Here is a 12,531-nt window from a genome sequence, read left to right as displayed (position 1 = left end):
AACCAAGTCATCCTGAGCGTAGTCAAAGGATCTAACGCGCGGGACGCAAAGCTAACAAAAGTTTGGCATACGCTACAATTTTGGGCAAGCCTAATCCCAACTCTCCTTATTTACTTATTTTAGCGCAAAATCCATACCAAGAATATATGAAGTTCGGAATCATCAGAGAGCGTAAGAATCCCCCAGATCGCAGGGTGGTATTGTCACCACAGGCCTGTCAAAAAGTCTTGAGTACCTTTCCTAAAGCAAGGATTTTCGTGGAACCATCGCCCATTAGGGCCTTTGATGATGAATCTTACAGGCAATTGGGGATACCGGTTGAAAACACCATGGAAACTTGTGATGTGCTTTTGGGCGTGAAGGAAGTACCCATCGATGCCCTCATTCCCAACAAAAAATACTTTTTCTTTTCGCATACGATAAAAAAGCAGCCGTATAATCGGGATTTGCTTCGCGCCATCTTGGAAAGAAATATCGAACTTTACGATCATGAGGTCATCACAAATCCAAAGGAACAACGTTTGGTAGCCTTTGGAAGGTATGCGGGTATCGTTGGGGCCTATAATGGATTCCGCACATACGGATTAAAATACGACCTGTTCGAGTTGCCCAAGGCCAATGCCTTACCGGATCAGCAAACGTTAATCCGGGAATTGAAAAATATAACACTCCCCAATATAAAAATACTGCTTACCGGACGGGGTAGGGTGGGGAACGGATCTCGCGAAATGTTGGACGGAATGGGCCTGCGCCGTGTAAACGTTTCAGAATATTTAGAGGAGAACTTGAACGAACCCGTCTATTGCCAAATTGATGCAGGTGAGTATAACAAGCGTAAGGATGGGGTGCGTGGGAACAAGGCCGACTTCTTTGCAAACCCTGAAGAATACAGATCCAATTTTTTCCGGTTTGCCAAAGTGACCGATTTCTACATTGCCGGACATTTTTACGGCCAAGGGGCACCGTATCTGTATACACGTGAAGATGCCAAACATCCTGATTTTAAGATACGGGTAGTCGCAGATGTCAGCTGCGATATTGACGGTCCTGTGGCATCCACGATCAGACCATCAACTATTGAAGATCCCATTTATGGGTATGACCCACAAACGGAAAACGAAACCGATTATAAAAATCCCGATGCCATCGCCGTTATGGCCGTGGACAACCTTCCCTGTGAATTGCCCCGCGATGCTAGCCAAGGTTTTGGCGAGGCTTTCGTTAAAAATGTAATTCCCGCTTTCTTTAATGGGGATGCGGACGGTATTTTACAAAGGGCAAGGATGACCAAGGACGGGAAGCTAACAGAAAGGTTTAAGTATCTATCGGACTATGTTTCAAATTGACCGTCTGAAACCGTTGTGGCATTATCTCTGTATTGTTTAAGATTGGTAATTCAATTTCTATGGGTCTTTAATAGCGAATATCCCAAAAAATAACCCCCAATACTGACAGTCCGTATATTACATACTATTAAATATTCGTTGTCGTTAAAAACCGCAATAAATCGGTTTACAGGAATTGTACATTATAGAACAGGTCCTGTAAAAGCTACTATCCATCTACAGTAAATCGTAGTTCGTCGAAACATGTGACCCTATTGGAATTCCTAACACACTTAAGGTGTGGGAAGGGCGTAATTTCACCATATAAATGGTAGTGCTATGTTTCGAACTTTTGGTGCCATGGACGACTTTGAGCTACGGAGCTCCCGTCCCGTTCTTTTGCTAATATCACCCGGTTTGTATCTGTACAGTATGGTCATTGGACACCTGGATCCAGATCGGGTGGAATTGGATTGGGCATCGGAGATTTTGAGTCTTTTGTTCCTGGCAGTGGGGCTGGCTCCTTTTTTCTTTACATCTTGGTGCCGAAGGTATTTTGGATATATCGTGTTTGCCGCCCTAACGGTTTTCGCCCATTATTTGATAATTACCACGGCCCTGAACCAATTTCACCTGTCTTATCTTTTGGGTACCTATGTAGCCCTTTTTGGAGGTATTCTTCTGTTGAACCATCGGATCTGGATAATTCTATATACATTTTCCTCTTTTGTTCATTTATTGGTTCAATTACGGTCGGCGGACTTTTCCCCATCCGATGGTGGAGCAATTTTGTTGTCGCTAGCAACCATTTTTGTTTTTTCAACATTTATCCAAAACGGGTTCATTCGGTATAAATATAAACTGCGTAAGCAAAACATCGATTTGGAGTCCAAGATAAAGCAACGCACCAAGGCCCTTGAAAAACGGGCTAGGGAATTGTCGGTTAAAAATAGGGAGTTGGAGGAATTTGCCTATGTTGTTTCACATGATATGAAAAGTCCTCTGCGCAATGTACATTCCTTGGGTACCTGGATTTTGGAAGATATAAATGATGGACGCTTGGAGCAAGGAAAGGTTAACCTACAACTATTAATGGACCAAGTGGCACAAATGGACCTACTTGTAGATGGAATTCTAAAGTACTCCTTAGGAATCGAGAAAAAGACGGTTACTACGCTTTTGGATTTAAATGAGGTTTTGGATGGACTTATCAGGGCCAATAGCTCGGATAAGGTGGTCATAGAGAAGGACAGTTCCCTACCACGGCTGTTGTTGGATAAAACCCAAATGATACAGGTTTTTCAAAATTTAATCCAAAATGCCATTAAATACAATGATAAGCCAATTGCCTACATTAATATTGGTGTCATGGACGAGATAGACCGATTCACCTTTTATATCCAAGACAATGGTATGGGCATTGCACCTGAACATTTTGATCGTGTCTTTAAACTATTCCAAAAATTGGACGAAGACAAACGCAAGGACTCCAGTGGTATTGGGCTGGCGGTAGTAAATAAGATTGTATCCAAAAATGGAGGCGAAATCTGGTTAAAAAGCAATGAAGGGGAGGGAACCAGTTTTTACTTCTCCTTTTTCAAGGAAGATGTCCTTTTAAATTTTGGGAACAAAAAAAATCAGAAGGAATCACTGTCCTACTCGGAGGTCCCATGAAATTATGGGATTTGTTCTAGGGGCGATATAAGCGCCCAGGGCCTTTAGCTCCAAGGTCAGTTGTTCGATGCTTTCCAAGGTTTTGATTCGCAAGGTTTCCGAAGTTCCTGCCTTAATTGTGAAAATGGCCGGTTTGCTATAAAACGAGTACTTCATGGCATTCTCTAAAATTAGGTCGCTACTGCTCAAATTTTCCAGCACCACTTCCAATACCAGGGTGTCCTCTATATATTTCACGGAATTTACCTTAATACTTTTTTGGATGAGGGGCACAAGATAGGTGTCTCTCCCTACCAGAAGATCATTGTAAACGGCTACCGTCCTTCCTTCAAAAAGGGCTTCCTTGATGGAGGGAAGCGATTTTTCCTTCGCAAAAACCAAGGTGATGGGGCGGTGGTTTCCCTTTTCGGTATAGTCCCAATCGATGAGTCCGTGCACATCACTTGTTCCCATAATGGTAAGGTTGTACTCCAAGGCGAGCGCAAGGGATTCCTCTGCATAGTCCAAACTGTTAATGACTTCTATGCCATGCAGCTGTCCTTTCTCCACAAGGCTTTTTTGGAAATCGCTCATGATGGGCGTACCTTTTGGGCTTTGTGCATACCACGCCGGATGGTTCCAAAAAACATAGGCACCTTGTTTATTGGCCTCCTTAAAGGCATTTTCCGCTTTTTCCTGAAGAATTGGATTGGCGTCCTCGATGAAAACCGCGTTGTTATGTCCCATAGGAGCGCTTCTGGTTATTTCCGAACCGTGCACGATCAATAGGTCATGGTCCTTTGCTTCCTGAAGTGCAATTTCGTACGAACGGTTTCTGTCAGGATGGGGTATATCCTCGGAATGCGGCTGATACTCCAAGTGCTCCGTCAAACTAATTACGTCCAAATTGTCCCTGAGGGCTTCTTGCACACGAATATTCGGCCATACATTTCCATCCGAAAATACGGTATGCATGTGTAAGTCGGTCTTTACGGTTTTGTAGTTGGGTATATCCGGAAAAGTCAATGGTCTGGCACTGCGATGCGTGTGCTCTTGGCCCGAAACCACGAATATGGAAAATAAAAAGAACAGGATGGAGTAATTATTTTTCATGATGCTCAAAATAGTACTTTTTGTATTTTCAGTGGTTACCCAAGCGTATGCCCAAGATTATTAAATTGTTAATTTGAAGATAGTTATTGGTTAGGTTCGAATAGATCCGTATTGGGCCAAGCATCCTGTCGTTCTATCATGTTGTTCATAAATGTATGGATAGCGTCCAAAACCGTGGCAAAATTCGATTCCCCACTATTTACAAGTACAACATAAGAAAATGGATGACCAACATGTAAAACTGCCAAGGTTCCTGGTAATGCACCGTTATGTGTCCAACTACTCCTTAAAAGGTAACTTACTCCGTTCCCTGCCGGTAATATATTGTTAACATTGAATCTTCCATCTGATTTTACTGCAAGTAGGGCCAAGGATTTTGCATTGGATACCCATCCACCGGCAGCGCCCAATCGTTCTATATTCATGCTGTAAGGAGAAGCCCAAGAAGAATAATATTTGGTTTCATCAGGAAGTTTACCTTCAAGAGTGCTTTTTCCCATGTAAATCTCATTGATTAAATTGGGTTCCAAAATGTTCTCTTTTACATAGTCTTTATAGCTTTGGCCGCTTTTGGCTTCAATGATTTTGCCTAATAAGGCGTACCCAAAATTGGAGTATTGAAAGCGGAGACCGGGTTCAAAGGTCAATGAGCGCTCATCCAAGACCCTATCTGCTAGAACGTTAAAATTTAAATCGACTTGCTCAAACATGATATCGGTTGGTTCGTTAGCAAAACCAGCTGTATGTTCCACTAGGTGGTCAACGGTAATTTGCAACTCGTTATTTTCTATGGGAAGGTTGCCGTAAGTGTTTCCTAAGATTGAATTGGCCCCGAAAACACGCTCATCCAAACTGAGTTTTCCATCAAGTATCAATTTTGAGATTGCTAAAAGGGTAATGGGTTTTGATATACTTGCAATCCTGAACAAAGTGGAGTTGGAAACGGGTAAATTTTTCTCGACATCTGAAATCCCAAAAGCTTCGAGGTATACCAATTTTTCATTTCGGATAATGGCAATTTGGGCACCAGGAAAATTGTTTTGGGACATGAATCTCTCAAAATCGGAAGTTATTTCATTTAGGGAAACCTGAACAGTAGGTTGTTGCCCTTGCTCCTCAATAAATTCAGTAGGAGGGGAAGCCTCTTTGATTTCGTTAGTTTCTGGAGTCGAAATGGGCGCATCCGTGCTTTCTTTTTCACAAGAAAACATTAAAAAAGAGAGAAAGCTGAAAAGAAGTATTTTTGTCATTATACCTAGTTTCAATATGATTTAAAGATACTAATAATCTCAATTTGAAGCCAATTGAAACTACCTACAGATTAATTGGTGATTATGATAAATCATAGGTTTAGATAACCTTGGACCCTAAAGAACAATTTTGGAAAATCTTTGGTATACAAAAATTAAAGTATCTACCAAGAGTAAGATTCATTGGTTTTTGGAATAACATTTAGTATTGAACTCGATTTTAATTATGCCTTTCGATTTTTGAGGATTTCAATTTTATTTTCAGAAAATAAAAATATTGATATGTCTGAAAATATCTGGTTAACTTGTAACGGTTATGAATCCGGCCGAAAACTATATTTTAAATCAACCTGAGCCTTACAGAAGCATTTTACTTCATATAAAGGCCGTGGTTGAACATTCTATTCCAGATGCCTCCATGAAGTATAACTGGCGAATTCCTTGTTTTTATATTGGAAAGACTCCTTTATGTTATCTGAATGTGTCCCTAAAAAAAGGGTTTGTGGATGTTGGTTTTTGGAACTCGGCCCACCTAACAAAACATCTGGACAAAATGGTTTCGGAAAAAAGAAAGGTGGTTAAATCCCTTCGTTATAATACTTTGGAAGAAATTGACGAAACCATTCTCAAAGAGGTGCTCTTGGAGGCCGAATCCCTAAAAAGCAAAGGTTTTTATAAAAGGGAGGACTTAACCTAGAACGTATTCACTACCTCCCGTAAGGCTACCAAATCTGTCAGCAATTTTCCCATCAAACTTAAATCCAGCATATTGGCTCCGTCACTTTTGGCATTGGCAGGGTCAAAGTGGGTCTCGATAAAGAGTCCATCGACTCCTGCAGCAATTCCCGCCCTGGCCATGGTCCCTATCAAAGCCGGTCTGCCGCCGGTAACCCCAGAGGATTGGTTGGGCTGTTGTAGGGAGTGGGTAACGTCCAATACCACAGGGGCAAACTGTTTCATGGTGGGAACGCCCCTAAAATCGACAATCATGTCCTGATACCCGAACATAGTACCACGATCGGTAATAATGGCTTGTTGGTTTCCGGTTTCAGTGACTTTGTTTACGGCATGTTTCATGCTTTCCGGACTCATAAACTGACCTTTTTTGATATTTACCGTTTTGCCGGTTTCCGCTGCGGCCACCACCAAATCGGTTTGGCGGGCCAAAAAGGCCGGAATTTGTAGAACATCCACGTATTCTGCCGCCATTGCGGCATCTTGTTCCGTGTGAATGTCCGTAATTGTGGGAATCTTAAAGGTTTCGGACACTTTTCTAAGAATTTTTAAGGCCTTTTCATCCCCAATACCAGTAAACGAATCCAACCGACTCCTATTGGCTTTTTTAAAACTGCCCTTGAAAACATAGGGGATTTTTAGCTTTTCTGAAAGGGAAACAATATGATCGGCTATTCGTAAAGCCATATCTTCACCTTCAATGGCGCAGGGCCCTGATAGCAGAAAGAAATTGTTGGAATCGGTGTATTTTATTTGGGAAATCTTGGACAAATCCATCTTATAAATTTTTCATAAAGATAGTACTATTCCCTGGTATTGTTTTTAGATTTAAATGCGACAACCATCAATCGAAATGAACAAAATTCTCTTTTTTCTACTCGTTTTAGTAGGGTTAACAGTGCAATCCCAAAGTTATGGGGTCACTGAAAAAGGGTTTGGAATTGTAAACCTGGAACGACATCAATTTAGGTTTGATTTGCTATCTCCTGGAATTTCCTATGAATTGGGGCTTTTTAAAAACGTGAGTGCATCGGGTGGCCTGGGACTGGGATATGCCACGTACGAAGAAGGGTATGCGGTTGGGGTAACCTTACATACCAGGGTTCGATATTACCATAATTTTAATAGACGCATTCGAAACAACAAAAATGTTTCTGGGAACTCCGGGGATTATTTTGGGGCGGCCCGAAGTATATTTTTCTCACAAGGTAGATTGGCGAGCAATATTGAAGGTCCGGACGATTTTAATTTGGGAGTATTTGGGGCGGTTTATGGCATTCAACGTACGTATCCCAAGGGTTTTAATTTCAATTTGGAGTTGGGAGCGGGTTATTACAGGGGCGATGGGGTTCCCAATGGTTACGGGCCTTTAGTGAACTTTACTTTTGGTTGGGTCGCTACCAAGCGGAAATCCAGAAAACCGGTCTTTGAATGATTTTTTTGGCTTGATAGTTGATGGGTTGGAGATACAATAAATCAAACCAATCAATTATGAAAAACTGCTTTTTTATTGCTTTTTTGGTATGTGTTTTAGGAATGCATGCACAGTCTTCAAAAAAAGTCGAGGCTAATCAACTCACATTAAATTTTTTACTTCCCGGTCTTGTTTATGAAATAGGCGTTTCGGAAAATTCCACGTTTACTGGAGAGGCAACTTTAGGTTTTGCCTATCAGGAATCGACCTTTTTTGGAAATGGTTTTGGCGTTTATCCTATCGGAAAAATTCCATATCGTGATTATTATAATTTCAATCGAAGGATGAATAAAGGAAAGCGTATTTCGGGTAATACGGGTAACTATACGGCACCTACGGTTGCAATACAAGGAGGCAATGCTCTCATAGGTAATTTGGATTACGCTTCAAGTTACACTATTGCACTGGGGGCAGTTTACGGTATTCAAAGGACGTTTCCAAGTGGCTTACAATTTCGTTTGGAGGCGGTTCCGGCCTATTTTATAGATGAGTTCAGCAATAATGTGGATTTGTTATTGTCTGCCAAGGTGGGTTGGATTTTGGGAAAGGGAAAATCAAAATAACCACCTCAAAATCAATAAGATAAAAATAACATTTGTTTGGTCGGAGGTACAGAAATTAAGACTATCTTTGCGCGCTTAAAATAAGGCCTTATGTCCAAGACAAAAAATATTGCGATTATCGCACACGTAGACCATGGTAAAACCACCTTGGTTGACAAAATTATGTACCACTGTAGTTTGTTCCGTGAGAATGAAAATGCGGGGGATTTAATTCTTGACAACAACGATTTGGAAAGGGAACGGGGTATAACCATTGTATCCAAGAATGTATCCGTTGTCTATAAGGACACTAAGATAAATATTATAGATACCCCGGGACACGCGGATTTTGGTGGAGAAGTTGAGCGGGTTTTGAACATGGCCGATGGTGTTTTGCTATTGGTGGATGCCTTTGAGGGACCCATGCCGCAGACCCGATTCGTACTTCAAAAAGCCATTGATCTTGGTTTGAAACCTTGTGTGGTCATCAATAAGGTAGATAAGGAAAACTGTACCCCTGAGGAGGTACATGAAAAGGTATTTGACCTAATGTTCGAGTTGGGCGCGGAGGAATGGCAGTTGGATTTTCCAACGGTTTACGGTTCTGCCAAGCAGAATTGGATGAGCGATGATTGGAAGAACCAGACCAGTACTATTGAACCCTTGTTGGATATGGTCATCGAACATGTACCTTCTTTTGAACCCAAGGAAGGCAACACACAGATGTTGATAACATCCCTGGATTTCTCTTCTTTTACAGGTCGTATCGCCATTGGAAGATTGCAACGAGGTACATTGAAGGAGGGTCAGCCTATTTCTCTTGTGAAAAGAAACGGGACCATCGTCAAATCCAAGATCAAGGAATTGTTCACTTTTGAAGGCTTGGGCCGTAAAAAAGTACAATCGGTTGAAGCAGGAGATATATGTGCCCTGGTTGGTGTAGAAGGCTTTGAAATAGGGGATACCGTGGCCGATTTTGAAAATCCGGAAGGTTTGAAGACCATTGCCATTGACGAGCCAACCATGAGTATGTTGTTCACTATAAACGACAGTCCGTTTTTTGGAAAGGACGGTAAGTTCGTTACTTCCCGCCATATCAAGGAACGTTTGGAGCGAGAATTGGAAAAAAACCTGGCACTTCGTGTAAACGAGACCGATAGTGCCGACAAGTTTTTGGTCTTTGGCCGTGGGGTACTTCATTTATCCGTACTGATAGAGACCATGAGAAGGGAAGGTTATGAACTTCAAATTGGCCAACCACAAGTAATCATTAAGGAAATAAACGGCGTGAAATGTGAGCCCATCGAGCATCTGACCATCGATTTGCCCGAGGATGTTTCGGGGAAGGCCGTTGAAATGGTTTCCATCAGAAAAGGGGAGATGACCAGTATGGAGGCAAAGGGCGACAGAATGGTCTGTGAGTTCCAAATTCCTTCTAGGGGCATCATCGGACTTAGAAATCAATTGCTAACGGCAACCGCCGGTGAGGCCATTATGGCACATAGATTTTTGGAGTACCAACCCATGAAAGGCGACATACCACAGCGCCAGAACGGTTCCTTGGTTTCCATGGAAACCGGCAAGGCGATTCCATATTCCATTGACAAATTACAGGAGCGTGGAAAGTTTTTCGTGGATCCAGGTGAGGATATTTACGAAGGACAGGTAATTGGCGAGAATTCCCGTGGGGACGATATGACCGTAAATATTACCAAGACAAAAAAACTTTCCAACGTACGTTCCTCCGGTGCAGATGATAAGGCACGGATCGTACCTGCCATAAAATTCTCCTTGGAAGAAGCCTTGGAATATATACAAAAGGACGAATATGTTGAGGTAACGCCGAAGCACCTTAGGTTACGAAAAATATACTTAACGGAAAACGACCGAAAACGGAATAAAATAGCTTAAAACAAAGCCCTGATTTTTCAGGGCTTTTTTTGTTTCTTTATTTTGTGTTCAAATACCTAAAGTTAATTCTGCACGACTCCGATTTTAGCTAAAAAATACTTTTACCAAACTATTAAATTTTTAATATCTTTTTTCTTATTATCAAATATAATTTGTTTAAAAAATAACGTTTTCGTAATAATTATATCAAGCCTAATTTTCTTTAATTCTACCGCATTTTTTTTTCTAATTTGAAGTCCCAAACAACTTAGGCTAACTAACAAAACTCATAGGGACTAACATGCAATTAAAAGGAAAACGGGTACTCATAACAGGGGGTACAAGGGGTATCGGTAGATGTATTGTGCAAGAAATGATTGATGGCGGCGTAACGCACCTGGCCATCATTGCCAGGGACAAGAAAAAGCTAAAGGAATTGTCAGAGGCATATCCTGAGGTCAAATTTATGAGGATTTCCGGCGATGTCGCAAATATTGATGTCCTTAGGGAGGCAGCGGCCCGTATCGAGGATAAATGGGGGTATCTGGATATCTTGATAAATAATGCAGGCATCGTTTCGGCGGGGCCTTTGGAAGAATTGCCCGATGAGGAAATCTACGATCAGGTGGCAGTCAACCAAACCGCCATTTTATTATTGACAAAATACTGCGTGCCTTTATTGAAATCGTCTGAGGAAGGGGCCATTCTCAATATTTCATCTGGATTGGGCCTCATAGGGATGCCGTTTTATGCAGTGTATGGCAGTACCAAGGCAGCAGTTAAACAGTTTTCAGATTCCATGCGAAGGGAATTGGCTCCGTATAATGTTTCCGTTACGTGCTCCTTTCCTACGGCCACGGCTACGGATATGATGCAGAAGTTTGATGGAATGGAAATGGATTCCCCGGAGTTTGTGGCCAAAAGATCCATCGAAGGCCTGCTGAACAAAGAATTACATGTGATTTTTGGCGGGGAACAACGAATAAAGGATAGCGAGGTCAACTTTATGGAGCCAAAAAAATTCGATGCCAAAGTTGCCGAAACTTACGAAGATTTTAAAGCGTCCAGTGAAGGCCATAAGGCTTTGTAGTATGGAAAGCAATTAAAAAATTAAACCTTGGGAGCCTTGTGGAGACTCGCCACGGCCGCACCTATAATTCCGGCATGGTTTTGCAGTTCTGCAGGTATAACGGGGGTTTCAATTTTAATTTTTTTCTTGAACTGTTTAAAGTCCTTTGAAGCGCCCCCTCCTAGAATGATAAGGTCGGGTGAAATAATCAGTTCCACATACTCCAAAAAAGTATTGAATCTTTTTCCCCATTTTTTATAGGAAAGCTCCTCACGCTCCATGGCGCTCCCCGCGGCCCATAGTTCTATTTTCTCGTATTTTTTATAAGGTATTTGGCCAAGCTCAAAATTGGGAATCAGTTCCCCGTTATAAAAGGCCCCGCTCCCCAGTCCCGTACCAATGGTAATCATTACGACCAGTCCTTCCTTACCTCTTCCTACACCATAGTTCATCGTGGCATATCCAGCGGCATCGGCATCGTTTATTACGGTAAAATCCAAGCCCGTTTTTTTTTCCAATAGCTCTTCTACATTGACGCCTAACCAGCTTGGATCTAAATTTCCGGGCGATTTACAAACACCCTTTTTGATGATGGTAGGAAACCCGCAGCCCACTTTACCGGAGTAGTCGAAATGCTGCACGATTTCTGCAATAACGTTAGACATGGCTTCTGGCGTTCGTGGTTTTGGTGTGGGAATACGGAACCTTTCGGTCAGCATTTCACCACTTTCAGAATCCACCAATGCGCCTTTGATTCCAGAGCCGCCTACATCAATACCAAGTAAAGTCATTACGAAAATTTAAAAGAGACCACAAAGAAACAAAAAAGATTCCTTTCCCTGAATTTTCCGCCCTACTACCTTGTTTTTAGGGAAATTGTAAAACAAAAAAAGGACCGAGGTCCTTTTTCCAAGAGTTTCGGGAATATGGGTTATTCAATTAATTTCAGGGCGATAATGGTGTTGTATTCCATTTCATCGTCCTCCCCCATTTCCAAGGTAAAGGTGATATTGAACAATTTTCCGATTAGCGCTTCGTCCATAAGGTCAAAAGCTTCAGATGCCTCATCGGTAATGTCATGAAATTCATAGATTTCTCCCTCATCGCCCATAAAAAAATAAACTCCGTCCTCATGTCTGTCATAAGTACCGTTTACCTTTACGGTGTCCTGAGGAATACTTCCGTAAAATGTGGTCGCGAACATAGCGAACGCGATAAAAAGTGTTTTCATTTTGTATGTTTTTTCTGTTTTTTAATTCTTGTCTTGATTCTATTCCTGCGATGGACAGGATTGGAAACCGACACAAATGAACTCAATTTTTTTGAATGTTCATTATTTTTTCAGTTTTTTCAAATCAAGTTTTTTAAAAATGTAATGTACTGTAAAACAATTAGTTGTTATTTAGTTTATTTTACTTTAGAAAGTATTGGTATTAGAATTTATCATTATCCTTTAATTACTGGGCGTTAGAGCTGGAAA

12 protein-coding genes are annotated in these 12,531 nt (G+C 41.5%); 7 read left to right on the top strand and 5 right to left on the bottom strand.

From position 1 onward, the window contains the following. Positions 1-146 precede the first annotated feature (146 nt). Together F0361_RS01705 and F0361_RS01700 are read left to right on the top strand one after the other, a co-directional pair. Complete coding sequence (locus F0361_RS01705) at positions 147-1,346, top strand: NAD(P)-dependent oxidoreductase (RefSeq protein WP_154916975.1); 1,200 nt, start codon at positions 147-149, stop codon at positions 1,344-1,346. A 318-nt stretch (positions 1,347-1,664) separates the two neighbouring features. Then, complete coding sequence (locus tag F0361_RS01700) at positions 1,665-2,999, top strand: sensor histidine kinase (RefSeq protein WP_154916974.1); 1,335 nt, start codon at positions 1,665-1,667, stop codon at positions 2,997-2,999. Here F0361_RS01700 and F0361_RS01695 read toward each other — a convergent pair. Then, on the bottom strand, positions 2,973-4,091 hold the full coding sequence (locus F0361_RS01695; protein WP_154916973.1) for an Sb-PDE family phosphodiesterase: 1,119 nt from the start codon (positions 4,089-4,091) through the stop codon (positions 2,973-2,975). The genes F0361_RS01700 and F0361_RS01695 overlap by 27 nt on opposite strands. Positions 4,092-4,174: 83 nt before the next feature. After that, positions 4,175-5,341 (bottom strand): serine hydrolase domain-containing protein, encoded by a 1,167-nt coding sequence (locus F0361_RS01690; protein WP_154916972.1) that lies wholly within the window; start codon positions 5,339-5,341, stop codon positions 4,175-4,177. Between the two features lie 316 nt (positions 5,342-5,657). On the opposite strand from F0361_RS01690, the gene F0361_RS01685 reads away from it, so the two are divergent. Then, on the top strand, positions 5,658-6,038 hold the full coding sequence (locus F0361_RS01685) for a DUF1801 domain-containing protein (RefSeq protein WP_154916971.1): 381 nt from the start codon (positions 5,658-5,660) through the stop codon (positions 6,036-6,038). Here F0361_RS01685 and kdsA read toward each other — a convergent pair. Then, a complete protein-coding gene (kdsA, locus tag F0361_RS01680; protein WP_154916970.1) occupies positions 6,035-6,853 on the bottom strand; it encodes a 3-deoxy-8-phosphooctulonate synthase in 819 nt (272 codons plus the stop codon). The two genes, F0361_RS01685 and kdsA, sit on opposite strands and share 4 nt — an antisense overlap. Positions 6,854-6,929: 76 nt before the next feature. Here kdsA and F0361_RS01675 point away from each other — a divergent pair, with 76 nt between their 5' ends. From F0361_RS01675 to F0361_RS01660, 4 genes are all read left to right on the top strand, one after another. Then, complete coding sequence (locus tag F0361_RS01675; protein WP_154916969.1) at positions 6,930-7,511, top strand: hypothetical protein; 582 nt, start codon at positions 6,930-6,932, stop codon at positions 7,509-7,511. 56 nt (positions 7,512-7,567) lie between these two features. Beyond that, positions 7,568-8,113 carry a hypothetical protein gene (locus F0361_RS01670; protein WP_154916968.1) on the top strand — a complete coding sequence of 182 codons (546 nt, stop codon included), beginning with the start codon at positions 7,568-7,570 and terminating at the stop codon, positions 8,111-8,113. Positions 8,114-8,203: 90 nt separating this feature from the next. Next, entirely contained in the window at positions 8,204-10,003 is a 1,800-nt protein-coding gene (typA, locus tag F0361_RS01665; protein WP_154916967.1) for a translational GTPase TypA, read from the top strand. A 280-nt stretch (positions 10,004-10,283) separates the two neighbouring features. After that, entirely contained in the window at positions 10,284-11,072 is a 789-nt protein-coding gene (locus tag F0361_RS01660) for an SDR family NAD(P)-dependent oxidoreductase (RefSeq protein WP_154916966.1), read from the top strand. 20 nt (positions 11,073-11,092) lie between these two features. Here the strand turns inward: F0361_RS01660 and ppgK are convergent, their stop codons facing one another. Beyond that, positions 11,093-11,842: a polyphosphate--glucose phosphotransferase gene (gene ppgK, locus F0361_RS01655; protein WP_154916965.1), complete on the bottom strand. Its 750-nt coding sequence runs from the start codon at positions 11,840-11,842 to the stop codon at positions 11,093-11,095. A 140-nt stretch (positions 11,843-11,982) separates the two neighbouring features. Beyond that, on the bottom strand, positions 11,983-12,282 hold the full coding sequence (locus F0361_RS01650; protein ID WP_154916964.1) for a hypothetical protein: 300 nt from the start codon (positions 12,280-12,282) through the stop codon (positions 11,983-11,985). Positions 12,283-12,531 lie beyond the last annotated feature (249 nt).

Source organism: Maribacter flavus (assembly GCF_008386635.1).
GTDB lineage: Bacteria > Bacteroidota > Bacteroidia > Flavobacteriales > Flavobacteriaceae > Maribacter > Maribacter flavus.
The sequence above is the reverse complement of the archived record's forward strand: the minus strand, read 5'-3'. Positions and strand labels throughout refer to the sequence as shown.